The organism is Aminobacter sp. MSH1 (genome assembly GCF_003071665.1).
Classification (GTDB): Bacteria; Pseudomonadota; Alphaproteobacteria; order Rhizobiales; family Rhizobiaceae; genus Aminobacter; species Aminobacter niigataensis.
In genome coordinates this window covers 1,744,881-1,766,601 of sequence record NZ_CP026265.1, presented here as the reverse complement: position 1 = coordinate 1,766,601, position 21,721 = coordinate 1,744,881, and the positions used below count along the sequence as shown (strand labels likewise).

Sequence of the window (21,721 nt, the reverse complement as noted above, 5' to 3'; positions counted from 1 at the left end):
CGATATGACAACTGATGTGCTGCTGTACAGCACGAATTGGTGCCCGTTCTGCCGCCGGGCGAAGACGCTCCTCAAGGAGAAGGGCGTGCAATGGAAGGAACTCGATATCGAGGCGGATCCGGTTCACCGGCAGGCCATGACGGAAGCGTCGGGTCGAAACACCGTGCCGCAGATCTTCATCAACGGCACGCATGTCGGTGGCTCCGACGAGCTTTTCGAGCTCGATGTCAGAGGCGAACTCGACAAACTCCTCGGGCGCACGCCGCGCGCCAACTGAGGGGGCGCGGCCCGGGCAGATACCCCATGACCCCGCGCCGGTTTTTGAACGGGAAAGGAGAGTCCGTTGGTCTCAGCTATCTGGAATGACGCCACCATCGCCACAAGCAACGAGACGGTCGTCGTCGAGGGAAACCACTACTTCCCACCGTCGGCGGTCGATTTTGGCCTGCTTGAGATGAGCCCGCACACGTCCGTCTGTCCGATCAAGGGCACCGCGCGCTACTTCCATGTTCGTGTGGGCGATGCGCTCAACGCGAACGCGGCCTGGACCTATCCCGATCCGACGCCGGAAGCCGAGGGCATTCGGGATCACGTCGCTTTCTGGAAGGGCGTGGACGTTGCATAGCAGACCGGTCAGGCGGCGGCTTCGCTGATGGCCCTGTGCAAGCGCCGGCATCTAAAATCTTCCGCCCATCCCGAAACGGCTCGGCTGAAGGACACTGCCCCGGGCCGTTCGGCGCCAACAGCGTCGAATCCTTGCGTCTCTGCCGGATCAAGACGGGTGGATTGAGATGGAGCATGCCGGGTTCGATGCCGCTTTCGCCAAGCTTGCGGAGGGATACAGCGAAGGCGCCTACGAAGGCCGGCGTTTCGGCCTGACTGTCCGGCGATCCGGGGATGGGCGCCGCAACAGCCTGTTCGCCAGGGAGTTGGCCGGGACCGACATTGTCAGCTTCAACCTCTACCGCGTTACGTCAGACAAAACCTTGCTGAAGCCGTGCGAGATGTCCGCCGAAAAGGTCGTGGCGTTCGTGCTGGATTTCAGACCGGCCCCCTGACGGGCAGGTGGCGGTCCCGGCCGACCGGTCCGCGTGCGACGCCCGCTCCCTACGACTGCGCAGGTCGCTCAAAGGTATCGAAACTATAGCCGCTGGTCATTGGACTTCGTCTGGCGATGAATTCATCTTCTATGCATCGCCATCCGTGGGGAAATCGGTGCTGGCTCCCGTGTAAGCCAGATTGAGAAAGTCTAAGCGATGACGAATAACAATTCCGCCACCCTTCCGACACCTTCTGATCTTGACGAATGCGCAGCGATGACTGTCGCCGACGCTCTGAAGATTATTCTCGCGAACAGCTTCGCGATCTACCTGTAGACAAAAAATTTCCACTGGCACGTCTCCGGACCCTACTTCAGGGACTATCATCTGCTTCTTGATGAGCAGGCCGCAGAGATCCTCGCCGCCACCGATGCGATCGCCGAGCGCGCGCGAAAGACGGGTAACACCACTATTCGATCGATCGGCGATATCGCGCGCCACCAGACCATCAAGGACAATGATGCTGAGTTCGTGACGCCGCAGGACATGCTGGGCGAGCTCCGCGCCGACAATCTCCACATGGTCGAGTCATTTCGCCGCGCAAAGGACGTCGCGGACAAGGCGAAGGATAATGCGACGTCCGGCCTTATCGATGCCTGGACGGACGAGGCTGAGCGCCGTGCGTGGTTCCTCTTCGAAATCAGCCGCTAGCACTGCGCAGGGCAAACCTACGTCAGGAATGACGTCTGGGCGTGGGAGGTGATGATGGCGAAGGCCGGCTTTGGAGGGGGATGCCATTGGTGCACAGAAGGAGTGTTCCAGGCGTTGCGCGGCGTCGCCCAGGTCGACCAGGGCTTTGTCCAGTCGGACGCGCCGGCAGATACCTGGTCAGAAGGGGTGATCGTCACCTTCGATCCATCGGTTGTTCCGTTGGCGACGCTGTCCGAGGTGCATCTCAGAACGCATTCCGCTGCCAGGGCCCGCTCACCTCGCAGCAAGTACCGCAGCGCGATCTACATCTTTGAAGAGAGCCAGCGGCCGGAGGCCGAACTGGCGATCGACCGCTTCACCGACGCGTCGGGCAAGCCGGTGCACACCCTGGTCCTCCCGTTTAAAGGTTTCAGGGCGTCGGACGAGCGTTACCAGAACTACTATCGAACCGACCCGAGCAGGCCCTTCTGCCGCCGCTACATCGATCCCAAGCTGGATCATATCCGACGGCACTTTTCGGAACTGGCGCTCCCTGAAGCGAAGCCGACTGTCGGGGAGATCGACATGAAGTCGGAGCCGGGGCCTGTCAGGGCTTCACGAACCGATAGGCGAAGCGATCGGTTTTGCCCTTGATCGAGGGATCGAACACCTTGATCGAGTGCGGATCGTCCTCGTTCGCGAGTATGGTGCTTACCGCGTCCAGCACGAAGCCGGCCGCCTCGACCTCCTCGCGGACAGACGCGGGATCGATCCGATGCAGCGACTGGGCGTCGCTCGTGCCCGACCCAGCGGCGGCGGCGTGGTCGACGATGACGTAGGACCCACCCGGCTTAAGCCGCTCGTAGACGGCTCGATTGAAGTTGGCCGCCGTCGCGCCCTTGTCCTGGATCAGCGCGGTGTAGAGATCGTGGTAAAACAGGTGCAGCCACAGGACATCCGCGGGCTGCGTGGCCTTCGGCATCGCCACGAGGTCCGCCGAGACGGCCTCGACGTTCTCTCGGCCCGGCTCCTTCGCAAGCGTCCGCATGCTGCCGACCGGATCGTTCTTGAAGTGGGCGACTTCGGCCGGCACGAAGCTGTAGACCCGTCCTTCGGGTCCCACGACGTCGGAGAAGAGGCGGGTCCAGTCGCCGTCGCCTGGGTAAACGTCGATGACGGTGCAGCCCGCATCGACGCGTGCGAACCGGATTAATTCGGATAGCTTGGATTGGTCGTACATCGGGCTCTCCTTTACGTTTGAGCAGTCGACGAGGGCGCGCGGGGTGCGAGAGGCGATGCAAGGCTGATCCACCGTATGCTCCGATGCGATGGCCGCAGATGGTCAGCGCTATGCCGGCCCGGACGCGTCCACCTGCGCGGCCCGAGCCAGTGCCTGCGTATCGACATATTCCCGGATGCTGGTCAGCCTGCCGTTTCGGACCGTGATGGCGAAGATCCAGTCATCCTCGAACGTTCTGTTCGTGGCCTTGATCTTCCCCCTGGCGAAACCGACGACCAGGACTCGATCTCCCTGCGCCACGAACTCTCGCGGTTCTGTGGACGTTTCTATCGACTTGGATGAGGTCTCAAGCAAATCCGCCAGCCCCGCATGTCCGCGGTGTATGCCGGCCAGCGGCCAGTCTTCGCCCGGGATGATCCACTCGATGTCTTCGGCGACTAGTGCCAGCAGTGCCTTCCTGTCGCCGCGGCCGATCGCGGCGAAGAAGTCCTTCACGGTCTGAACGTTCTTCTCAATGCTCATGGGAATTTCTCCATTTCGCACGGACCGCATCGCGCTCGATCCGATCCGTGCATCGTGCCCCTGCCGGTGGGTACGTCCTGTTCGTCAGCCGAACTTGACCAGGTCCTTGAAGATCAGATGACCCCAGCTATTTCCGTGCGCCTGGACGAGCAGCCCGCCTTCCGAAAGCCCGCCAAGCTTGATCGGTGCGAAGCCGAGATTTTCCGCGAGCGTACCGATTTGCGATGCAGCATTGTCGTCGTCGCTCGCCAGGAATACGACTCTTCTGCCACCATGTACGGCCGGGGACTGGTCGAGGACGGCCGCAACCAGATGGTTGAAGCCCTTGACCACTTTTGCTCCAGTGAAGGCCCGCGCGACGACCCTTGCGGACGGCTGTCCGCCCAGTTCCTCATCAGGCACGCCGTAGGCATTGGTCACGTCGACGATGATCTTCCCCTGCCAGGAGGGGAGCGCTTTCGCGACATCCGGGTGCGATTGGAAACGAACGGCCAAAAAGATGACGTCCGCCTTGACCGCCTCCGCGAGCGTCGTGGGGGTGATCCCGGGTCCGATCGCCGTCGCTGCCGACGCGAAGCTTTGCGGGTCGCGCGTGGTGGCCACGGATACGGCGATGCCCTTGCGAGCAAACGCCTTGGCGAGGGTTTGGCCGATCTCGCCGAAGCCGATGATTGCGTAGTTCATATCATTCTCCTTTGATTTTCGGTGCTGTCAGAGCCTGTAGCCGCCGCTCGCCTCGATCGTCTGGCCGGTTACCCAATGGCCGTCATCGGACGCCAGGAACGCCACGACGGCGGCGATTTCCGAAGGCTCGCCGAAGCGTCCCAGCGCGATTTGGGCCTCGATTGCCTTTACGAGTTCGGGATTTTCTCGGAAGGCAGCATTCGCGTCTGTCCGCGTGAATCCCGGCGCGACGGCGTTCGCGGTTATTCCGCGCGGTCCCAGCTCGGACGCGAGCGCATGGGTCAGATTGTTGATGGCCGCTTTGGCCATCGAGTAGATCGGCGCGGCTGTCACCGGCTTCGTGGCGGCGGCGGAAGAGATGTTGATGATGCGTCCGCCATCGGCGAGACGACTCAGGGCGGCCTGAACGATGAAGAAGGGCGCCCGGGCGTAGACCGCAATCAGAGTGTCCCAACTGTCCGGCGTCGCGTCGTTGAAGCCGACCCAGCCGGCATTGCCAGCGTTGTTGACCAGAATGTCGAGGGCCTTGCTTCCGTTCCGCTTGGTGAACTCGTCGTCGAGTCTCTCGAACAAGGCCGGGACGGTCGCCGGGTCAACGAGGTCCGCCTGGATCGCGAACGCAGTCCCTCCAGCTTTCTGGATGGCCACGACCGCCTCGTCTGCGCCGGATTTGCTGGCGTTGTAGTTCAGCGCGACCGTCGCACCGTCCTTTGCAAGACGTTCGGCGATGGCGCGGCCAATGCCCCGTGATGCCCCGGTAACGAGAGCTGTTTTGCCCTTTAGTGATTGTGTCATTTTATTTTCCTCCTCAGAGTTGGGCCAGGCCGCCGTCGACGGCGACCTCGCTGGCGGTCATGAAGCTGCTGTCCGACGATGCGAGGAAGGCTGCCGCCGCCCCTAGTTCTGCCGGAGCGCCCATGCGCTGAAACGCAGTCATTGAGCCGTAGGCCTTCAGGCCGTCCTTACCGAGCGCCTCGGTCGCGAGTTCGGTCGCAATGGCCCCGGGCGACAGGACGTTTACCCGGATGCCGGTGCCCTTGAGATCCTCTGCCCAGGTCCGGGCTAGGTTGCGCACGGCCGCCTTGCTTGCGCTGTAGGCGGTGAACGCCGGGGCGCCCGTGGTGCCGGCGCTCGATCCGGTCAGGATGATCGAGCCGCCTTCGCCCATCAGCGGCAACGCCTTCTGGACCGTGAAGATCGTACCCTTCACATTGACGTCGAAGGTTTCGTCAATGTGCTTGGCGGTAATCGCGCCGAGCTTAAGCTGGCTGCCCACCCCGGCATTGGCGAAGACGATGTCGAGGATTCCGCGCTCGGCCTTGACCGCCGCGTAGAGCCGGTCGAGGTCGGCCTCATCGGAGACCGAGCCCGCCACCGCGCGGGCATTGGGCCCAAGCTCGGCTACAGCGGCGTCGAGCGCTTCCTGCCGGCGGCCGAATAGGAAGACGAAGGCGCCTTCCTCGATGAAGCGCTTCGCTGCGGCGCGGCCGATGCCAGTAGCGCCGCCGGTGATCACGGCGGTCTTTCCATTCAGTCTGTTCATGTCATGCATCCTTCGTTTCGCCGTGTCGGGTCTATGGCTGTGCGGGGAGGTTCCCCCAGACCCACAACATGGGTTCGCCGGAGGTAGGCGGTGAGTGCGGAATCGCGCACATCGGTGGTGCGAAAACGATCCGGCTAGCCCATAAAGCGCCACGACGATCGCGCGCCCTCTAGCTTACTGTGTTAGAATGAACTTCGGAAGCCGCGCCACGCGGCGCGGAAATGCACCATGATCGACTGGGATGACGTTCGCTACTTTCTTGCCGCCGCGCGCGGAGGCTCAGTGCGCGCCGCCGCCAAGCACCTGGGGGTGAACCACGCGACGGTGTTGCGACGCATCGCCCAGCTTGAGGGACGCCTGGGGGCGCAGATGTTCGAAAAGCTGCCTTCGGGCTACCGGCTGACGGAAGCGGGCGAGGAGGTCCTCGAACTCGCGGAGCAGATGGAAGCGTCGTCGAACCGGCTGGAGACGCGCGTCTTCGGTCGTGACCAGAGCGCGCGCGGGCTTTTGCGGGTGGCGCTGCCGCCGTTCCTCGCCACACACCTGCTCATGCCGGATCTCGCCGACTTCGCGCGTATGCATCCTGACATCGAGATGGAAATCTCGTCGTCCGGCGAGCTTGCAAACCTGACCAACCGAGAGGCCGACGTCGCGATCCGGATTGTCGCCGACCGCAAGACCCTGCCGCTCAATCTTCACGGCCTGAAGGGACCGGAGCTGTTCAGCGGCGTCTACATGTCTCGCGATCGACTAGCCGCGTGGCGTGCGGGCGCGCCGGATCCCATGCGGTGGATCGTCATAGACAATCATGGACTCCCGGTCTGGGCGCGCGAGGGAGAGGTTCACACCACGGGAGTTCCGTTCAGGACGCCGGACGCCGAGACGCAGATCGTAGCCGCGCAGCAAGGGATCGGGATGACGAAACTGCCGTGCTTCGTCGGCGATGCCGACGCTCTATTGGTGAGAGTGCCGGGCACCGACCTGCCCATGCACGGGACGCTCTGGCTTCTCACACAGGGGGAGACGCGCAAGACGAAGCGCGTGCGGCTCTTCACTGAGTTCGTATCCCGCAGGCTCGCCGCCTACGCGCCGCTTCTCGCGGGGCTCATATCGCACGATTGATACCCGGCAGGTCTCCGTCGAACGCGAACGACCCACCGCCGCCGGTCCGCCGCGATAGCCTGCTGAGTTTGACCTGATTTAAGAATGGTGCGGGTGGTCGGAATCGAACCGACACTCCTTTCGGAACCGGATTTTGAATCCGGCGCGTCTACCAGTTCCACCACACCCGCACATTTGCCGCCGATTCTAGCCGACGCTCTCTGCACCTATACTGCACCTAGAGCGAAAACCGAATATCGCCAGCCACTTTTCCTTCCTTCTCAAACCCCTGAAAACACGACGTTTTCAATTCATCGTGTTTTTCTGTGGATTGGTAGACAAACCACTTTTTGAGTCGAGCGCGTCTACCAATTCCGCCATAGGGGCCTGCCCTAAACGGACAGATCGGTCGCGGACTATACGGTCAGCCACCCGTCCGTCAACTGCCCCGGCATGCGATTGTGCGACAGATTGTGCAAGTAAAGCTCGTTTCGCATTCGTGAACTCCTCACGCATTGTGCGCCACAGCATTTCTTCCTAAACAGGCAGCGCGTTATCCTAGGGGGCCAGATGCTTCGCCGACTCTACGACTGGACCTTGTCGCTCGCGGCAAGGAAATCCGCCGAATGGTGGCTGGCTTTCATCGCCTTCATCGAAAGCTCGATCTTCCTGGTGCCGGCCGACGTGCTCTATCTGCCGATGGCGCTGTCGCGGCCCGACCGCGCCTACCGCTACGCGATCGTGGCGACCGTGGCCTCCGTGCTCGGCGGAATCGCCGGCTGGTTCCTTGGCCACTACGCCTTCGAGGCGGTGGCAAAGCCGGTGCTCGAATTCTACGGCAAGTATGACGAATTCGAAGCGCTCAAGCTCGCGTCCGGCACCGGCATCATCCTCTTGATGCTGGTCACCTCCGGCCTTTCCCACCTGCCGCCGATCAAGGTGGTGACGATCCTTGCCGGCGTCGTCGGCTTCCCGCTCGGCTGGTTCATCGTCTCGGCGATCATCGCCCGCGGCGCCCGCTTCCTGTTTTTGGCATGGCTGCTCAGGACCTATGGCGAGCCGATCAAGCACTTCATCGAAAAGCGCCTCGGCCTGCTGGCCGGCATCGCGGCCGCTGCCCTCATTTTGCTCTATCTTCTCGTCAAATACCTCCACTGAACGGCACCTGCCGTAACAACAGCTGGGCAACAGACATGACCACCCTCGCCTCCCCGACCGGCCGCAGCCAGACGCTGACGGCGCTTTTCCTCGCCGTTGCCATGGCCGTCGTCGTCGGCACCGCCCTCGGCTTCCAGCACATCGGCGGCTACATGCCCTGCAAGCTCTGCCTCGAGCAGCGCACGCCCTATTATGTCGGCGTGCCGCTGATGGCGCTGGCGGCGCTGTCGTCGGCCATGCACTGGCCGGCCTGGATGACCCGGGCGCTGCTGGCACTTGGCGGGCTGCTGATGCTGTACGGGCTTTATCTCGGCGCCTTCCACGCCGGCGTCGAATGGCGCTGGTGGGCCGGCCCGACCGACTGCGCTGCGGTGAGCGGCACCATCGACACCGGCGGCAAGGGCCTGCTCGACGTGCTCAACGAGGTCGTGCCGCCGCGCTGCGAGGATGCGGCACTTCGCGTGCTCGGCCTGTCCTTCGCCGGCTGGAACGTGCTCGCCAGCGCATTCCTGGCGGTCGTGGCGCTGCGCGGTGCGTTCAGGAAGGGGTGACGACGTTGGGGAGTTCGCGATCCGTCGCGCCCCGTCCCGCCGGACATCTCCCCCGCAAGGGGGGAGATCAGATCAGCCTTCATCAAGGCTCCAGTTCGACATCCCAATAGAGATAATCCATCCAGCTTTCGTGCAGATGGTTGGGCGGGAACAGCCGGCCGTTGTTGTGCAGGTCGTGCACCGTCGGCTGGAACGGTTTCTGCAGCGGCCACATCTTGGCCTTGGCCGGCATCAGTCCGCCCTTGCGCAGGTTGCAGGGCGAGCAGGCGGCGACGACGTTTTCCCAGGTCGTCGCCCCGCCGCTGTGGCGCGGGATGACATGGTCGAAGGTCAGATCCTCCGGCGTGCCGCAATACTGGCACTGGAAGCGGTCGCGCAGGAAAACGTTGAAGCGGGTGAAGGCCGGATAGCGCGACGGCTTCACATAGGTCTTGAGGCTGACGACGCTGGGCAGCTTCATCGAGAAGGTCGGCGAGGAAACGGCGTGCTCGTATTCGGCGACGATGTTGACGCGCTCGAGGAACACCGCCTTGATCGCGTCCTGCCAGGACCAGAGCGACAAGGGGTAGTAGCTGAGCGGACGATAATCCGCATTCAGCACTAGTGCTGGGAGCCCATCCGGAGACACGGCAACCGTCACTTCGTGTACCTCCTTGGCTCCCGAACCTAACGGTGCGGATACTGTAAGCCCGAGGTGACAGGAATGTGAAGCGCCTTGTCGGTCACAAAGCCCGTCAAAAATACGCGATTTTGCGCATTCAGGCGGGATTTCCGGCCGGCGGCGCGCCATCGCGGCCCCGGGTCTCGCGATAATACGCCCAGAACAGCCGCGACGCGACCCCCCGCCACGGCGCCCATGATTCGGCAAGCCGAATCAGCGCCTTCTCGCCGGGGCGCGGATCGATGCCGAGCGCATGGCCGACGGCCGACTGCAGGGCGACATCGCGGGCCGGAAAGATGTCGGGGTGGCCGGCAGCGAACAGCAGATAAACCTCCGCCGTCCACGGCCCGATGCCTGGTATGGCGACCATCCTTGCCATGGCGTCCTGCGCGTCAAGGCGACAGAGACCGTCGAGGTCGAGGCCGTCGGCGGCAGCTTGGGCGACGGCCAGCAGCGTGCGCTGCTTGGGCCTGGACAGGCCGGCTTCGCGGAACATGTCCTCGCCGGCAGCGAGCAGTGCCGAGGGTGTCAGCGGGTCGACGAGCGTGGTCAGCCGACCGAAGATCGCCTTGGCGCTTGCCGTCGAGACCTGCTGCGAAACGATGATCGAGGCGAGGCTGGCGAAACCGGGCTCGGTCAACCTGAGCGGCACCTCGCCGGCAATGCCACGCACGGCCTCCAGCCGCGGGTCGAGCGCGCAGAGTGCGTCGAGACCGCGATGTACGTCGTCGAGATTGGAGATCCGGCGCATGGCGTCACTTGTTAGGTTGCGTCGGGCAACGTAGCAATCGGCAACGCAAACCTTCAATGCGAAACCGCAACGCTCATGACTGCTCCTGTCTTCCGCTTCGCCCCCAGTCCGAATGGTGAGTTGCATCTCGGCCATGCGCTTTCGGCGCTGACCAACCAGCGCATGGCAAAGGCCGTCGGCGGCCGGCTGCTGCTGCGCATCGAAGACATCGACGTCACCCGCTGCACGCCGGAATTCGAGGCCGGCATTTTCCGCGACCTATCCTGGCTCGAGCTGACCTGGGAGGAGCCGGTTCGCAGGCAGTCGGAGCATTTCGGCGCGTATGAAGCCGCGCTCGAACGCCTCAAGCGCGAGGGGCTGGTCTATCCGGCATTCATGAGCCGGGGCGATATCCGCGCCGCGATCATGACGTTCGAGGCCACGGGGAAGACCTGGCCGCGCGATCCCGACGGCGCGCCGCACTATCCCGGCACCGACAGGACCATTTCGACGCGCGAGCGCAAGCGACGCATAGATGCAGGTGCACCCTTTGCCTGGCGGCTCGACACGGCAGAAGCGCTAGCGCGGCTCGATGGCCGGCTGAACTGGCTTGAATGGACCGACGAAACGATGGGCACGACCACCGACGTGGCAGCGGACCCGCTGCAATGGGGCGACGTCGTCATCGCTCGCCGCGAGATTCCGACCAGCTATCATCTGTCGGTGGTTGTCGACGACGCGCTGCAGGGAGTGAGCCACGTCGTGCGCGGTCGCGACCTCTATTTCGCAACCTCGGTGCAGAGGCTGCTGCAGGAGATGCTCAGGCTGCCGCAGCCGACCTATTTCCACCACAGGCTGGTGCTCGGGCCGGATGGCCGCAAGCTGTCGAAAAGCCAACGCGACACCGGCCTCGCGGCATTGCGCGAGGCCGGTGAGTCGCCGCAATCGGTGATGCGGATGCTACAGACCTAGAACCTGGCAAATCCCGCCTTGACCAGCGCCAGCACGCTGATGAAGACGAACGCGCCGCCAAGCCCCCAGGCGACGGCGAGGTTCAGGTCGCGCAGTGTAATGCCATAGCTGTTGGCGACCAGGACGGCGCCAAAGAAGCCGACCGTGAACAACAGCATGTTGCCGGTCGGGCCAAAGCCGTCGTCCTTCATGATGGCGTCGAGTGCAGCGCCAAAAAAGAACGCCATGACGGCGACGAAGGCGATTGCCATCATCAACCAGCCCGGGTCGAGATTCCACAACATCCTCGGTCCTTTCAGAGGCCGACTGTGTAGTTTCTACCGGGCCGCCTCCCGGGTGCGCTCACCCAGATCGGGTCGTCAGATCAGGTTCGGTGAATCTATGGATCAATCGTTTCATTTTGCTTGCGCGAATATTCGGCATTAGAGCGATCGCATGAACTCCTACCGGGCGCGGCGTCCGGCGACGCGCGGTGGACCATGACATCCTCTCCAAAGCGGCTGATCCCGGCCACCTTCGTGCTGTTGTGGGCGACCGGCTTCATCGGCGCGCGCTATGCCATGCCGTGGGCGGAGCCGTTCACCTTCCTCGCCATTCGCTTCGTGCTCGCCTTCCTCCTCCTCGGCGGCGTGATGCTCGTATTGGGCTCCGGGCGGCTTTCACGACGCGCCGCACTCCATGCCGTGCTGATCGGCATGCTGCTGCACGGCGTCTATCTCGGCGGCGTGTTCTGGGCGATCCACCAGGGCCTGCCGGCCGGGCTGTCGGCGCTCATCGCCGGGCTGCAGCCGCTGGTAACCGCGGTGCTGGCCGGCAAGCTGCTTGGCGAAGAGATCCGCCCGCGCCATTGGGTCGGGCTCGCCATAGGCTTCGTCGGCGTGGTGATCGTGCTGTCGCCGAAGCTCGGCACGCTCGGCGGCGGCGTGACCTGGCAGACGCTGACCGCATCGGTCATCGCCATGGCCGGAATCAGCGCCGGTACCATCTGGCAAAAGCGCGTCGGCGCGACCGGCGACCTCGTCACCGGCACCTTCTGGCAGTATGTCGGCGCGGCGATCCTGATGACCATCGCCTCGCTGGTGTTCGAGACGCGGCAGATGACCATCAACGGCGAGCTGATCTTCGCCATGACCTGGCTGGTGTTCGTGCTGTCGATCGGCGCGATCTTCCTGCTGATGGTGATGATCCGCGACGGCGCCATGTCGAAGGTCGCCTCGCTGTTCTACCTCGTGCCGGCGGTGACGGCCGTCATCGCCTGGGCGCTGTTCGGCGAGCAACTGTCGGCAATCCAGCTTGTCGGCATGGCGATCGCCACGCTGGGCGTCGGCCTTGCCACGGCTCAGCCGGGCACGCGGGCGCGGGCCTCGAGATAGCGGCTGATCGCGGCATTGAGCTCGCCGCCGAGGATGAAGATCGCCGAGACGATGTAGAGGAACACGACCGCGATCATGATCGAGGCGAGGCCGGCATAGGTGGTGACATAGGACGAAAAGGTGTCGAGATAGGCGGCGAAGATCGTCGATCCGACGAGCCAGGCGAGCAGCGTGAAGACGATGCCGGGTAGAATGTTCATAAAGCGCCGGCGGCCGGCCGGAAGCCAGATATGCACGGCAAACAGCCCGAACACGATGACCGCCGAGGCGATGATGAAGCGCCAGACGGTGATGGTGCCCATGTAGGGCTGGATCCACTCGAACTTGGCCTCGAGGATGCGCGCGATGATCGGCGCGAACACCAGAAGCACCGAGATGGCAACGAAGCCGATCGTGGCGATGAGCACGAAAATCAGGCTCTGGGTGCGGCGGAACCAGAAGGTGCGGGTTTCGGCGACACGGTAGGCTCGGTTGAGCGAGGTGCGCAGCGCCTCGACGCCGTTGGAGGCGAAGTAGGCGGCGAGCAGCACGCCATAGGTCAGAAGGTCTGTGCGCGGCACGGTGAGCACGTTGACCACCTCGCGGGCGATGGGTGCCGCGATCTGCTCGGGCCAGGTGTCGAACACCAGGTGCACTGCGGTTTCGGCAAAGGCGTCGGCGCCGAGGAAGCTGGCAAGCGTGGTGGCGAAGATGAGGAACGGAAACAGCGCCATCAGCGTCGAGATGGCGAGATGACTGGCCATCGCCCAGCCGTCGTCGTCATGGAAGTGGCCGGCTGCGTCAAAGAGCACGCGCCTTGTGGCGACGATCTTGCGCATCAGCTCCAGTTTACCGCTCCATCCGATTGTTTCCAGGGCGCGAATATGGGAAGGGTTTGCCCCGGTTGGCAAGTGTTGGCGGCAGCGAAGTGAACCCGATCAAGGAGTTACGCACGATAATCGTGACCGGCGCGTCGTCAGGCATCGGCGCGCATTGCGCCCGTGCGCTGCATGCGGAGGGCTGGCGGGTGTTCGCCACGGCGCGCAAGCCGGAAGACATCGCAGCCCTGGAGGCAGATGGCATCGAAGCACTCTATCTCGACTACGCCGAACCGCAATCGATCGAAGCGCTGGTGGAAACCGTGCTCGAACGCACCGGCGGCAGGCTCGACGCGCTGTTCAACAACGGTGCGCATGCCCAGCCCGGCGCGGTCGAAGACCTGCCGATGGCGGCACTCCGCGACCAGTTCGAGGCCAACTTCTTCGGCTGGCACGATCTGACCCGCCGCATCGTGCCCATCATGCGCGCCCAAGGACATGGCCGCATCGTCAACTGCTCTTCGATCCTCGGGCTGACGCCAGTGCCCTTCCGCGGTGCCTATGCCGCCTCCAAGCACGCGCTCGAGGGCCTGATGCTGTGCATGCGCCAGGAACTCGGTGGGACAGGCATCCATGTCTCGATGATCGAGCCGGGCCCGGTGAAATCGAAGATCGCCACCAACGGGCTGACCTGGTTCCTGCGTTACATCGATCACGAACGCTCGGCCCACCATGAAGCCTATCGTGCCCAGCTCGCAAGGCTGTCCAGCGGCGGCTCCAAATCGCGGATGAAACTGGGGCCGGAAGCGGTTCATGCGGTATTGCGACACGCCCTGCTGTCGCCGCGCCCGCGTCCGCATTATGTTGTCACGACCCCGGCGAGAATCGGCGTCGTGCTGAAACGCCTCCTGCCCGCCTCGCTGCTCTATCGCATTCTGGCCCGCCAAGCCTGACCGGCGGCCAACCGAACTGGAACTCAAATGGCTACCGTATTCAACATCATTGCCGTCGTCCTCATGTTTGCCGTGGTGGTCGTCCTGATCCGCGGCCTCATCAACATGCTGCGCGGCGGCTCGGGCAACACCTCCAACAAGCTGATGCAGGCACGCGTGCTCTTGCAGGCGGTGGCGCTGGTGTTCATCCTGCTGACCCTCTATTTCACGCGCGGCTGAGCGGAAATGGTCAAGCTCAACAAGATCTACACCCGCACCGGCGACGACGGCACGACAGGGCTCGGCAGCGGCGAGCGCCGCCTGAAATCAGACCTGCGTGTCGAGGCCTACGGCGCGGTCGACGAGGCCAATGCCTGCATCGGCATGGCACGGGTTCATACGGCAACCGAGCATGCCGACATCGACGCCATGCTCGGTCGCATCCAGAACGACATGTTCGACCTCGGCGCCGACCTGTCGACGCCCGACACCGGCAAGGACCTTGGCTACGAGCCGCTGCGCATCGTCGCCAGCCAGACCGCGCGCATCGAAGCCGACATCGATCGGCTCAACGCCGACCTCGCCCCGCTCAGGTCGTTCGTGCTGAATGGCGGCTCGCCGGCGGCTGCGGCGCTCCATCTCGCCCGTACGGTCGCCCGGCGCGCCGAGCGCGTGATGGTGGCGCTGGCCCAGGACCCGGCCGAGCACGTCAACCGCGAAGGCATCCGCTACATCAACCGCGTCTCCGACCTGCTGTTCGTCGCCGCGCGCGTGGTCAATGACAACGGAAAAGCCGATGTGCTATGGGTTCCCGGCAAGAACCGCTGATCAGCAGATAAAGTCGCCGGGAGGCGGAAGCGAGCCGCATGTTCATTCCGCTCTACGATTCGAACCGCCTGCGCCACATCCGGATGCAATATGTGACGTTGGGCCTGATCGCCATCAACGTCATCGCCTATTTCGTGACGTCGCTGGGCAGCGAGGAATTCGCAACCGCCGCGGTCCTCGGCCTGGGCTATATCCCCTCGGTGGTGCATGACCTTGCCGAACTGTCGCCGGACCTGATCATCATCCCGGAAGACCTCAGCTACGTCACCTATTCCTTCCTGCATGGCGACATCCTGCATCTCGGCGGCAACATGTTGTTCCTGTGGGTGTTCGGCGACAATGTCGAGGATGCGCTCGGGCACTTCCGCTTCCTGGTCTTCTACCTGCTCTGCGCCGTTGCCGGCGCTTTCCTGCACGGCCTGATCCTGCCCGACTCCCAGACGCCGCTGATCGGCGCGTCGGGCGCCATCGCCGGCATCGTCGTCGCCTATCTGATCCTCTATCCCCGCGTGAAGGTGTGGGTGCTGGCCTTCGCCCGTATCCCGCTGCGCATCCCGGCCTGGATTCCGCTCGTCCTATGGGTGCTCTTCCAGTTCCTGATGATCGCCATCGGCGGCGACGACGAAGTCAGCTGGGCGGCCCATGTCGGCGGCATCGTTGCCGGCGCCGTCCTGGTGCTGGTGCTGCGCCGGCGCGACGTGCCGTTGTTTGCAGATGCGGAAGCGACCGTGCCAAGCCCCGAAAAGACCGAAGCGCCCGCCATGCCCGAGCCCGCGACGCCGGAACCGCCGACGGCGCAACCGGCACCGCGCTGGGGCCGGCAATAGCGGGAAAAACGCAGCTTGTTTCAAACGATTTGAGCTTGAAGCAGATATTGACGCTAACGTCAGCCACAACTACGTTCCGCCCGCTTGCGGCAGCCCTCCCGCCACCAAAAGCGCGAGATCAAGTCTGTTTTTCCGCCCAATATGTCGGCAATCGACAATTGCGTCGGCCCGAGCGCTGCTATAGCGCGCCTAACATCGCTGTTCAGAGAGGTACCAGCCCATGAAAGTTCTCGTCCCGGTGAAGCGGGTTGTCGATGCGAACGTTAAGGTGCGCGTGAAGAGCGACGGCTCGGGTGTCGAGCTTGCCAACGTCAAGATGGCGATGAACCCGTTCGACGAGATCGCGGTCGAAGAGGCGATCCGGCTCAAGGAAGCCGGCAAGGTCGAGGAGATCGTGGTGGTCTCGATCGGGCCTGCCCAGGCCCAGGAAACGCTGCGCACGGCACTCGCCATGGGCGCCGACCGCGCCATCCTGGTCAAGGTCGACGAGGCGGTCGAGCCGCTCGGCGTCGCCAAGGTGCTGAAGGGCGTGGTCGACGCAGAGAAGCCGGGCCTGGTGCTGCTCGGCAAGCAGGCGATCGACGACGACAGCAATCAGACCGGCCAGATGCTGGCTGCCCTGCTCGGCTGGGCCCAGGGCACCTTCGCCTCGAAGATCGAGCTTGGCGGCGACAAGGCCAGCGTGACGCGCGAAGTCGACGGCGGCCTGCAGACCGTCGAACTCAAGATGCCGGCGATCGTGACGGTCGACCTGCGTTTGAACCAGCCGCGCTATGCCTCGCTGCCCAACATCATGAAGGCCAAGAAGAAGCCGCTCGACGAGAAGTCGGCCGCCGACTTCGGCGCCGACGTCACGCCGCGCCTGAAGGTGCTGAAGACCGAAGAGCCGGGCGGCCGCAAGGCAGGTGTCAAGGTCAAGACGGTGGCCGAGTTGGTCGACAAGCTGCGTAACGAAGCCGGCGTGCTGTAAGCGAAGCGAAAGGGATCAAAAACATGGCAATTCTCCTCATCGCCGAACACGACAACGCTTCGCTCTCCGACCAGACCGCCAAGGCGCTGTCGGCAGCACAGAAGATCGGTTCCGACGTCGACGTGCTGGTCGCCGGCAAGGGCGCCAAGGCCGCGGCCGACGCCGCCGCCAAGCTCAAGGGCGTGCGCAAGGTACTGCTGGCCGAAGCCGACGAACTGGCCGAGCGCCTGGCCGAGCCGATGGCGGCCCTGGTCGTCTCGCTCGCGCCCAACTACGACACCATCGTCGCCGCCGCGACCTCGACCGGCAAGAACGTCGCCCCGCGCGTCGCGGCCCTGCTCGACGTCGCCCAGGTCTCGGAGATCATCGAGGTGATCTCGGCCGACACCTTCAAGCGCCCGATCTATGCCGGCAACGCCATCCAGACGGTGCAGGCGACCGACGCCAAGAAGGTGATCACCGTGCGCACCGCCTCGTTCCAGGCAACTGGCGAAGGCGGCTCGGCTTCGGTCGAGACGGTTTCGGCTGCAGCCAATCCCGGCCTGTCCTCGTTTGTCGAGAACAAGCTGTCGGAAAGCGACCGTCCGGAGCTGACCTCGGCCAGGATCATCATCTCGGGCGGCCGTGCGCTCGGCAGTTCCGAGAAGTTCCAGGAGGTCATCCTGCCGGTCGCCGACAAGCTCGGTGCCGCCGTCGGCGCCTCCCGCGCTGCCGTCGATGCCGGCTACGCCCCCAACGACTGGCAGGTCGGCCAGACCGGCAAGGTAGTGGCCCCCGACCTCTACATCGCCTGCGGCATCTCGGGTGCGATCCAGCACCTCGCCGGCATGAAAGATTCCAAGGTCATCGTCGCCATCAACAAGGACGAGGAGGCCCCGATCTTCCAGGTTGCCGACTACGGCATCGTCGGGGATCTGTTCGTCATCCTGCCGGAACTCGAAAAGGCGCTTTGACGCCCCAACGAGTGACGTACTAAAATGTGATGGCCGGGGTAGACGATGCTACCCCGGCCATTTAGTTTGCATTGCACAAAACTAAAAAGCCTGCGACGGGATAGGTGTGATGACGGGTAAGATCGAGACGATCGGCATTGTCGGCGCTGGCCAGATGGGCGGCGGTATCGCACATGTCTCTGCGCTGGCCGGCTACAGCGTGCTGCTGTACGACATTTCCCCGGAACGTATCGAAAAGGGCATCGCCACCATCAACGGCAACCTGGCGCGCCAGGTCGCGTCGGGCAAGCTCGAGGACCAGGCCCGCAAGGACGCCATGGCCCGCATCGGCTCGGCGCCTGCCATGGCCGACCTCGCCAGCGCCGACCTTGTCATCGAGGCGGCGACCGAGGACGAGACGATCAAGCGCAAGATCTATGCGCAACTCTGTCCGCAGCTGAACCCCGAGGCGATCCTCGCCACCAACACCTCCTCGATCTCGATCACCCGCCTGGCCGCCCAGACCGACCGTCCGGAGCGCTTCATCGGCATCCACTTCATGAACCCGGTTCCGGTGATGAAGCTGGTCGAGCTGGTGCGCGGCATCGCCACCGAAGACAAGACCTTCGAGGCCGCCAAGGACTATGTCCGCCACCTCGACAAGACGGTGACGGTGTCGGAAGATTTTCCCGCCTTCATCGTCAACCGCATCCTTCTGCCGATGATCAACGAGGCGATCTACACGCTCTATGAGGGCGTCGGCACCGTCGAAGCCATCGACACCGCCATGAAGCTTGGCGCCAACCATCCGATGGGCCCGCTGCAGCTGGCCGACTTCATCGGCCTCGACACCTGCCTGTCGATCATGCAGGTGCTGCATGACGGCCTGTCGGACTCGAAATACCGCCCCTGCCCGCTGCTGGTGAAATATGTCGAAGCCGGCTGGCTCGGCCGCAAGACCGGGCGCGGCTTCTACGATTACCGCGGCGAGCACCCCGTTCCGACGCGCTGATCGCCTTCAGTTCAAGAGGCTGGGCGCAAGCCAGCCGGGCGTCAGGTCCGGCGGCATCGGCGCAAGCTCGACGCGATTGCGCCCCGCGCCCTTGGCTTCGTAGAGATGCAGGTCGGCGACGCGGAAAAGCTCCTCGAAGCCGACCGGGCTGTTGAACACCGCCCCGCCGACGCTGACCGTCAGCCGATGGAGCCGGCCGGCAGGCTGGAACGGAGCCTCCGCCACCGAACGGCGGATGCGCTCAGCGATGTCGGCGGCATTGACCGGCGACGCTCCCGGCAGAAAGACCGCGAACTCCTCGCCACCGAGGCGGCCGAGCATGTCGTCCGAGCGCAGGCAAGGCTGGATCGCGGCGACGATGACGCGCAGCGCCACGTCGCCCTCGGCATGGCCGAAACTGTCGTTGATCGTCTTGAAGTGGTCGGCATCGATGACCAGCAGCGCGCCCATGGTGCGCTGGTTGCGACGTGCGATCTCGCGCGCCAGCACGTCGTTGACACGGCTGGAGAATGCACCCCGGTTGAGGCAGGCGGTCAGGGCATCGGTCGATGCAGCGACGACGAGCTTGTGGTTGACGATCGCCAGTTCGCGCAATTTCAGCGTCAGGTAGAAGAACAGCGGCGCCGCCAGCAGGATCGGAACCACGGTCGCCTCGATCAGCACCAGGTCGAAGACCTCGGCGCCGGCATTTTGGAAAAGCACGAAGGTAACAGCGAGCGAAAACGCGACGCAGCCAAGCGTTCCGAACACCGTCCAGCCGGCCAGTTGCAGCCACGCGCTCCACGACAGCTTCTTCAACGATGCCCGCAATGCCGCCACCTCCTTGATCCTGCACCGATCTTCGGTCGAGCGGCATGAACAACAGGTTATCGCCGGCGCTCAAATGCAAGCGATGTGGCGATCGGTTGCGGTTGTTGGCTGCGGTTGTTGGGTTGTGCGTCCTTCGACAGGCTCAGGATGAGGACCGTTGGTGCCGCCGGCAATCTCCGCGCAGATATCTCAGGCGAACGTCAGCGCAAACCTCCCTCATCCTGAGCCTGTCGAAGGACGCAAGACGGCGCAACCGCGCTGCTGGCCCGCGCAATCGCCAAGCATCAGACCCGTTTGCCGTCGCTGCCGAAGAAATGCACCTTCTCGCGCCGGGCGAGCACCGGCAACTGGTCGCCGACGGCCACGGCAGTGCGGCCGGGCACCCGAACGACGATCCGCCCGCCGGCGGCCTCGCAGTAGAGAAAACTCTCCGCACCGACCGGCTCGACGCCCAGGACGCGGGCCATGAGCCGAAGCCCGCCTTCCGACGCGGCGCCATCCGCACCGACTTCGCAATCCTCCGGCCTGAAGCCGATCGTCGCAGCATTGGCGGGAATCGCCGGCAGCGACACCGCGCCCTCAAGCTGGCCGCTGCGCAGCGGCAGGAGGTTCATCGGCGGCGCGCCGATGAAGGAGGCGACGAATGTCGAGGCGGGCTTTTCGTAGATGTCGAGCGGCGCGCCGAGCTGTTCGACGAGGCCGGCATTCATCACCACCAGCACGTCGGCCAGCGTCATGGCCTCAAGCTGGTCGTGGGTGACGTAGACCGAGGTGACGCCGAGTTTGCGCTGCAGGCTCTTGATCTCGACGCGCATCTGGCCACGCAGCTTGGCGTCGAGGTTGGACAGCGGCTCGTCGAAGAGGAAGACCTTGGGGCTGCGCACGATGGCGCGGCCCATGGCGACGCGCTGGCGCTGGCCGCCCGACAGTTCGCGCGGGCGCCGCTCGAGCAGATGGGCGAGCTCCAGCGTCTCGGCAGTGGCGCGCACGCGCTTGTCGATCTCGTCCTTCGGCATGCCGCGGTTGCGCAGGCCGTAGGCCATGTTGTCGTAGACCTTCATATGCGGGTAGAGCGCATAGTTCTGGAACACCATGGCGATGTCGCGCTCGGTCGGGCCGATGGCGTTGACCACCTTGCCGTCGATCGAGCAGGTTCCGGCCGAGATCGTCTCCAGGCCGGCGATCATCCTGAGCAAGGTCGACTTGCCGCAGCCGGACGGCCCGACGAGCACGCACAGCTCCTTGTCGGGAATGGCGATGGAAACGCCCTTCACCGCCTCGACCCCGCCCGGGTAGACCTTCTTGACGTCCTTGAGATCGACGGTTGCCATTATTTCTCCGTATCGACGAGGCCGCGGACGAACCAGCGCTGCATCAGCACCACGACCAGGATGGGCGGCACGATGGCCAGCATGGAAGTGACCATGACCAGATGCCATTCGGTGTCGGCATCGGCGAACGAGATCATCTTCCTGAGCGCAATGACGATGGTGTTCATGTCGTTGCGGTTGGTGACGAGCAGCGGCCAGAGATATTGCGTCCAGCCATAGATGAAGAGGATGACGAACAGCGCCGCGATATTGGTGCGCGACAGTGGCAGGAGGATATCCCAGAAGAAGCGCCACGGCCCGGCGCCATCGACGCGCGCGGCCTCGACCAGCTCGCCCGGGATGGTGAGGAAGAACTGGCGGAACAAAAGCGTCGCCGTCGCCGACGCGATCAGCGGCACGATCAACCCGGTATAGGTGTCGATCAGGCCGAAATCGACCATCACCTTGTAGGTCGGCAGTATGCGCACCTCGACCGGCAGCATCAGCGTGATGAAGATCAGCCAGAAGAACGTCATCCGGAGCGGGAAGCGGAAGAACACGATGGCATAGGCCGACAGCAGCGAAATGATGATCTTGCCGATGGCGATGCCGAGCGCGACGACCGTGGTGTTGAACAGCAGTGTCGCCACGCTGACCCCGCCGATGCGCCCCACCCCGCCGAACAGCGCCTCGGAATAGTTCTCGACGAAACGGTCGCCGGGCAGGAGCGGCAGCGGCGGACGCAGGATGGTCTGCAGCGAATGCGTCGAGGCGACGAAGGTGTAGTAGATCGGGAATGCCACGATCAGGATGCCGAGCACCAGCACCAGGTGGGCGATGAACGTGCGGACGGGGGAATTGTCGATCATGGGCGCAGCTCCTGCCCCTCTCCCCTTGCGGGAGAAGGTGGCCGAGCGAAGCGAGGTCGGATGAGGGGTGTTGGACGGGATGAGACGCCGGCGATCCTGCCAACACCCCTCATCCGTCTCGGCGCTCCGCGCCGATCCACCTTCTCCCGCAAGGGGAGAAGGGCAGGAG

General features: G+C 64.1%; 28 protein-coding genes, 1 tRNA gene and 1 pseudogene. 17 read left to right on the top strand and 13 right to left on the bottom strand.

Annotated elements, in window-relative coordinates:
- Window positions 1-4 precede the first annotated feature (4 nt).
- The 5 genes and pseudogenes from grxC to CO731_RS08810 all read left to right on the top strand — a co-directional run bounded on the left by grxC (window position 5) and on the right by CO731_RS08810 (window position 2,384).
- Complete coding sequence (gene grxC, locus CO731_RS08830) at window positions 5-277, top strand: glutaredoxin 3 (protein WP_052818853.1); 273 nt, start codon at window positions 5-7, stop codon at window positions 275-277.
- Window positions 278-343: 66 nt separating this feature from the next.
- Complete coding sequence (locus CO731_RS08825; RefSeq protein ID WP_052818854.1) at window positions 344-625, top strand: DUF427 domain-containing protein; 282 nt, start codon at window positions 344-346, stop codon at window positions 623-625.
- A 166-nt stretch (window positions 626-791) separates the two neighbouring features.
- Window positions 792-1,058 (top strand): hypothetical protein, encoded by a 267-nt coding sequence (locus CO731_RS08820; protein ID WP_052818855.1) that lies wholly within the window; start codon window positions 792-794, stop codon window positions 1,056-1,058.
- Window positions 1,059-1,316: 258 nt separating this feature from the next.
- Window positions 1,317-1,751, top strand: a pseudogene (locus tag CO731_RS08815) (DNA starvation/stationary phase protection protein).
- A gap of 54 nt (window positions 1,752-1,805) precedes the next feature.
- The gene (locus CO731_RS08810) at window positions 1,806-2,384 is read left to right on the top strand and encodes a peptide-methionine (S)-S-oxide reductase (protein WP_218142126.1); all 579 of its coding nucleotides are present in this window, start codon (window positions 1,806-1,808) and stop codon (window positions 2,382-2,384) included.
- On the opposite strand, the gene CO731_RS08805 is transcribed toward CO731_RS08810, so the two are convergent.
- The 5 genes from CO731_RS08805 to CO731_RS08785 all read right to left on the bottom strand — a co-directional run bounded on the left by CO731_RS08805 (window position 2,338) and on the right by CO731_RS08785 (window position 5,719).
- On the bottom strand, window positions 2,338-2,970 hold the full coding sequence (locus CO731_RS08805) for a class I SAM-dependent methyltransferase (RefSeq protein WP_108606859.1): 633 nt from the start codon (window positions 2,968-2,970) through the stop codon (window positions 2,338-2,340). The genes CO731_RS08810 and CO731_RS08805 overlap by 47 nt on opposite strands.
- Window positions 2,971-3,078: 108 nt before the next feature.
- Entirely contained in the window at window positions 3,079-3,492 is a 414-nt protein-coding gene (locus CO731_RS08800; protein ID WP_052818858.1) for a nuclear transport factor 2 family protein, read from the bottom strand.
- Window positions 3,493-3,576: 84 nt separating this feature from the next.
- Window positions 3,577-4,176 carry an NADPH-dependent F420 reductase gene (locus CO731_RS08795; protein WP_108606858.1) on the bottom strand — a complete coding sequence of 200 codons (600 nt, stop codon included), beginning with the start codon at window positions 4,174-4,176 and terminating at the stop codon, window positions 3,577-3,579.
- A gap of 27 nt (window positions 4,177-4,203) precedes the next feature.
- A complete protein-coding gene (locus tag CO731_RS08790; protein ID WP_052818859.1) occupies window positions 4,204-4,971 on the bottom strand; it encodes an SDR family oxidoreductase in 768 nt (255 codons plus the stop codon).
- A 13-nt stretch (window positions 4,972-4,984) separates the two neighbouring features.
- Window positions 4,985-5,719, bottom strand: a complete 735-nt coding sequence (locus tag CO731_RS08785) for an SDR family oxidoreductase (protein WP_052819068.1) — start codon at window positions 5,717-5,719, stop codon at window positions 4,985-4,987.
- A 228-nt stretch (window positions 5,720-5,947) separates the two neighbouring features.
- Here CO731_RS08785 and CO731_RS08780 point away from each other — a divergent pair, with 228 nt between their 5' ends.
- Entirely contained in the window at window positions 5,948-6,841 is an 894-nt protein-coding gene (locus CO731_RS08780) for a LysR family transcriptional regulator (protein WP_108606857.1), read from the top strand.
- 85 nt (window positions 6,842-6,926) lie between these two features.
- Here CO731_RS08780 and CO731_RS08775 read toward each other — a convergent pair.
- Window positions 6,927-7,011, bottom strand: a tRNA-Leu gene (locus CO731_RS08775).
- A gap of 379 nt (window positions 7,012-7,390) precedes the next feature.
- Here CO731_RS08775 and CO731_RS08770 point away from each other — a divergent pair.
- Together CO731_RS08770 and CO731_RS08765 are read left to right on the top strand one after the other, a co-directional pair.
- On the top strand, window positions 7,391-7,978 hold the full coding sequence (locus CO731_RS08770; protein ID WP_108606856.1) for a YqaA family protein: 588 nt from the start codon (window positions 7,391-7,393) through the stop codon (window positions 7,976-7,978).
- A 35-nt stretch (window positions 7,979-8,013) separates the two neighbouring features.
- A complete protein-coding gene (locus CO731_RS08765; RefSeq protein WP_108606855.1) occupies window positions 8,014-8,529 on the top strand; it encodes a disulfide bond formation protein B in 516 nt (171 codons plus the stop codon).
- 82 nt (window positions 8,530-8,611) lie between these two features.
- On the opposite strand, the gene CO731_RS08760 is transcribed toward CO731_RS08765, so the two are convergent.
- Together CO731_RS08760 and CO731_RS08755 are read right to left on the bottom strand one after the other, a co-directional pair.
- Window positions 8,612-9,169: an HNH endonuclease gene (locus CO731_RS08760; RefSeq protein WP_108606854.1), complete on the bottom strand. Its 558-nt coding sequence runs from the start codon at window positions 9,167-9,169 to the stop codon at window positions 8,612-8,614.
- A gap of 118 nt (window positions 9,170-9,287) precedes the next feature.
- On the bottom strand, window positions 9,288-9,941 hold the full coding sequence (locus CO731_RS08755; protein ID WP_108606853.1) for a DNA-3-methyladenine glycosylase: 654 nt from the start codon (window positions 9,939-9,941) through the stop codon (window positions 9,288-9,290).
- A gap of 75 nt (window positions 9,942-10,016) precedes the next feature.
- Between CO731_RS08755 and gluQRS the strand changes: the two genes are divergently transcribed.
- Window positions 10,017-10,892 (top strand): tRNA glutamyl-Q(34) synthetase GluQRS, encoded by an 876-nt coding sequence (gluQRS, locus tag CO731_RS08750; protein WP_108606852.1) that lies wholly within the window; start codon window positions 10,017-10,019, stop codon window positions 10,890-10,892.
- Here gluQRS and CO731_RS08745 read toward each other — a convergent pair.
- The gene (locus tag CO731_RS08745; protein WP_055973121.1) at window positions 10,889-11,176 is read right to left on the bottom strand and encodes a hypothetical protein; all 288 of its coding nucleotides are present in this window, start codon (window positions 11,174-11,176) and stop codon (window positions 10,889-10,891) included. The two genes, gluQRS and CO731_RS08745, sit on opposite strands and share 4 nt — an antisense overlap.
- A 195-nt stretch (window positions 11,177-11,371) precedes the next feature.
- Between CO731_RS08745 and CO731_RS08740 the strand changes: the two genes are divergently transcribed.
- On the top strand, window positions 11,372-12,265 hold the full coding sequence (locus CO731_RS08740) for a DMT family transporter (RefSeq protein ID WP_108609710.1): 894 nt from the start codon (window positions 11,372-11,374) through the stop codon (window positions 12,263-12,265).
- On the opposite strand, the gene CO731_RS08735 is transcribed toward CO731_RS08740, so the two are convergent.
- On the bottom strand, window positions 12,232-13,083 hold the full coding sequence (locus CO731_RS08735; RefSeq protein WP_199914577.1) for a YihY/virulence factor BrkB family protein: 852 nt from the start codon (window positions 13,081-13,083) through the stop codon (window positions 12,232-12,234). The two genes, CO731_RS08740 and CO731_RS08735, sit on opposite strands and share 34 nt — an antisense overlap.
- A 98-nt stretch (window positions 13,084-13,181) precedes the next feature.
- On the opposite strand from CO731_RS08735, the gene CO731_RS08730 reads away from it, so the two are divergent.
- The 7 genes from CO731_RS08730 (at window position 13,182) to CO731_RS08700 (ending at window position 18,563) form a co-directional block, all read left to right on the top strand.
- On the top strand, window positions 13,182-14,015 hold the full coding sequence (locus CO731_RS08730) for an SDR family oxidoreductase (RefSeq protein WP_199914617.1): 834 nt from the start codon (window positions 13,182-13,184) through the stop codon (window positions 14,013-14,015).
- 27 nt (window positions 14,016-14,042) lie between these two features.
- Complete coding sequence (locus CO731_RS08725; protein ID WP_108606850.1) at window positions 14,043-14,234, top strand: twin transmembrane helix small protein; 192 nt, start codon at window positions 14,043-14,045, stop codon at window positions 14,232-14,234.
- A gap of 6 nt (window positions 14,235-14,240) precedes the next feature.
- On the top strand, window positions 14,241-14,822 hold the full coding sequence (locus tag CO731_RS08720; protein ID WP_108606849.1) for a cob(I)yrinic acid a,c-diamide adenosyltransferase: 582 nt from the start codon (window positions 14,241-14,243) through the stop codon (window positions 14,820-14,822).
- A gap of 38 nt (window positions 14,823-14,860) precedes the next feature.
- The gene (locus CO731_RS08715; RefSeq protein ID WP_108606848.1) at window positions 14,861-15,649 is read left to right on the top strand and encodes a rhomboid family intramembrane serine protease; all 789 of its coding nucleotides are present in this window, start codon (window positions 14,861-14,863) and stop codon (window positions 15,647-15,649) included.
- A 220-nt stretch (window positions 15,650-15,869) separates the two neighbouring features.
- A complete protein-coding gene (locus tag CO731_RS08710) occupies window positions 15,870-16,619 on the top strand; it encodes an electron transfer flavoprotein subunit beta/FixA family protein (protein WP_108606847.1) in 750 nt (249 codons plus the stop codon).
- A gap of 23 nt (window positions 16,620-16,642) precedes the next feature.
- The gene (locus CO731_RS08705; RefSeq protein WP_108606846.1) at window positions 16,643-17,572 is read left to right on the top strand and encodes an electron transfer flavoprotein subunit alpha/FixB family protein; all 930 of its coding nucleotides are present in this window, start codon (window positions 16,643-16,645) and stop codon (window positions 17,570-17,572) included.
- 109 nt (window positions 17,573-17,681) lie between these two features.
- Complete coding sequence (locus tag CO731_RS08700) at window positions 17,682-18,563, top strand: 3-hydroxybutyryl-CoA dehydrogenase (protein ID WP_108606845.1); 882 nt, start codon at window positions 17,682-17,684, stop codon at window positions 18,561-18,563.
- 6 nt (window positions 18,564-18,569) lie between these two features.
- On the opposite strand, the gene CO731_RS08695 is transcribed toward CO731_RS08700, so the two are convergent.
- From CO731_RS08695 to ugpE, 3 genes are all read right to left on the bottom strand, one after another.
- Window positions 18,570-19,373: a GGDEF domain-containing protein gene (locus CO731_RS08695; RefSeq protein ID WP_159091605.1), complete on the bottom strand. Its 804-nt coding sequence runs from the start codon at window positions 19,371-19,373 to the stop codon at window positions 18,570-18,572.
- Between the two features lie 284 nt (window positions 19,374-19,657).
- The gene (gene ugpC, locus CO731_RS08690; RefSeq protein WP_108606843.1) at window positions 19,658-20,704 is read right to left on the bottom strand and encodes a sn-glycerol-3-phosphate ABC transporter ATP-binding protein UgpC; all 1,047 of its coding nucleotides are present in this window, start codon (window positions 20,702-20,704) and stop codon (window positions 19,658-19,660) included.
- Window positions 20,704-21,552 (bottom strand): sn-glycerol-3-phosphate ABC transporter permease UgpE, encoded by an 849-nt coding sequence (ugpE, locus tag CO731_RS08685; RefSeq protein ID WP_108606842.1) that lies wholly within the window; start codon window positions 21,550-21,552, stop codon window positions 20,704-20,706. Before ugpE ends, ugpC begins: the two co-directional genes overlap by 1 nt.
- Window positions 21,553-21,721 lie beyond the last annotated feature (169 nt).

Bases quoted from the DNA above. Each gene is read 5' to 3' on its own strand.
- CO731_RS08715 (WP_108606848.1), top strand. From the start codon at position 14,861: ATGTTCATTCCGCTCTACGATTCGAACCGCCTGCGCCACATCCGGATG.
- CO731_RS08765 (WP_108606855.1), top strand. From the start codon at position 8,014: ATGACCACCCTCGCCTCCCCGACCGGCCGCAGCCAGACGCTGACGGCG.
- ugpC (WP_108606843.1), bottom strand. From the start codon at position 20,704: ATGGCAACCGTCGATCTCAAGGACGTCAAGAAGGTCTACCCGGGCGGG.
- gluQRS (WP_108606852.1), top strand. From the start codon at position 10,017: ATGACTGCTCCTGTCTTCCGCTTCGCCCCCAGTCCGAATGGTGAGTTG.
- CO731_RS08780 (WP_108606857.1), top strand. From the start codon at position 5,948: ATGATCGACTGGGATGACGTTCGCTACTTTCTTGCCGCCGCGCGCGGA.
- CO731_RS08700 (WP_108606845.1), top strand. From the start codon at position 17,682: ATGACGGGTAAGATCGAGACGATCGGCATTGTCGGCGCTGGCCAGATG.
- CO731_RS08745 (WP_055973121.1), bottom strand. From the start codon at position 11,176: ATGTTGTGGAATCTCGACCCGGGCTGGTTGATGATGGCAATCGCCTTC.
- ugpE (WP_108606842.1), bottom strand. From the start codon at position 21,552: ATGATCGACAATTCCCCCGTCCGCACGTTCATCGCCCACCTGGTGCTG.
- CO731_RS08710 (WP_108606847.1), top strand. From the start codon at position 15,870: ATGAAAGTTCTCGTCCCGGTGAAGCGGGTTGTCGATGCGAACGTTAAG.
- CO731_RS08820 (WP_052818855.1), top strand. From the start codon at position 792: ATGGAGCATGCCGGGTTCGATGCCGCTTTCGCCAAGCTTGCGGAGGGA.
- CO731_RS08785 (WP_052819068.1), bottom strand. From the start codon at position 5,719: ATGAACAGACTGAATGGAAAGACCGCCGTGATCACCGGCGGCGCTACT.
- CO731_RS08790 (WP_052818859.1), bottom strand. From the start codon at position 4,971: ATGACACAATCACTAAAGGGCAAAACAGCTCTCGTTACCGGGGCATCA.
- CO731_RS08705 (WP_108606846.1), top strand. From the start codon at position 16,643: ATGGCAATTCTCCTCATCGCCGAACACGACAACGCTTCGCTCTCCGAC.
- CO731_RS08735 (WP_199914577.1), bottom strand. From the start codon at position 13,083: ATGCGCAAGATCGTCGCCACAAGGCGCGTGCTCTTTGACGCAGCCGGC.
- CO731_RS08720 (WP_108606849.1), top strand. From the start codon at position 14,241: ATGGTCAAGCTCAACAAGATCTACACCCGCACCGGCGACGACGGCACG.
- CO731_RS08755 (WP_108606853.1), bottom strand. From the start codon at position 9,941: ATGCGCCGGATCTCCAATCTCGACGACGTACATCGCGGTCTCGACGCA.
- CO731_RS08770 (WP_108606856.1), top strand. From the start codon at position 7,391: ATGCTTCGCCGACTCTACGACTGGACCTTGTCGCTCGCGGCAAGGAAA.
- CO731_RS08740 (WP_108609710.1), top strand. From the start codon at position 11,372: ATGACATCCTCTCCAAAGCGGCTGATCCCGGCCACCTTCGTGCTGTTG.
- CO731_RS08800 (WP_052818858.1), bottom strand. From the start codon at position 3,492: ATGAGCATTGAGAAGAACGTTCAGACCGTGAAGGACTTCTTCGCCGCG.
- CO731_RS08810 (WP_218142126.1), top strand. From the start codon at position 1,806: ATGGCGAAGGCCGGCTTTGGAGGGGGATGCCATTGGTGCACAGAAGGA.
- CO731_RS08725 (WP_108606850.1), top strand. From the start codon at position 14,043: ATGGCTACCGTATTCAACATCATTGCCGTCGTCCTCATGTTTGCCGTG.
- grxC (WP_052818853.1), top strand. From the start codon at position 5: ATGACAACTGATGTGCTGCTGTACAGCACGAATTGGTGCCCGTTCTGC.
- CO731_RS08795 (WP_108606858.1), bottom strand. From the start codon at position 4,176: ATGAACTACGCAATCATCGGCTTCGGCGAGATCGGCCAAACCCTCGCC.
- CO731_RS08805 (WP_108606859.1), bottom strand. From the start codon at position 2,970: ATGTACGACCAATCCAAGCTATCCGAATTAATCCGGTTCGCACGCGTC.